1 pseudogene is annotated in these 530 nt (G+C 37.4%); it reads left to right on the top strand.

What is annotated here, in order from left to right:
- Positions 1 to 530, top strand: a pseudogene (locus A3739_RS03950) (histidine kinase dimerization/phospho-acceptor domain-containing protein); the annotation flags it as partial.

Raw genomic sequence — 530 nt, 5'->3', positions numbered from 1 at the left:
TGAATTAAGTCAAAAACGTGATGCCTTAATATTAACAGAGAAAATGGCAAGTTTAGGTCAGATGTCGGCTGGCATTGCTCACGAAATCAATAATCCCGTTGGTTTTATGATGAGTAATTTATGCACACTGAAGGAATATATCTTTTTCCTTGATCAGCTCACGAAGCAACTCCTTGATTTGATGGGATCGTTATCCAAGTCAGAAAAGCTAAATCATGAAGAAATTCTTGTCTCAATTGAGAAAACCTTGAAGATTGAGGATCTAGATTTCGTGCTAAGCGATGCAAATAGCTTAGTCGACGAAAGCATTACTGGCGGTACGCGAATAAAAGAGATCACTAATAGTATGAAGGGCTATGTTCGAGAGACGACAGAAGAGTCAGTGGTTCTTGTGAACGACTTGATTGAGCAAACGCTGAACATTGTTTGGAATCAAATAAAATATAGCTGCACGCTTGAAAAACAATTGAATCACTGTGATCAAGTTAAGCTATCCCCTAGCGCTTTTAATCAAGTACTATTAAATATAA

Source organism: Oleiphilus sp. HI0067 (assembly GCF_001635735.1).
This window is presented reverse-complemented; position numbering and strand designations above follow the sequence as displayed.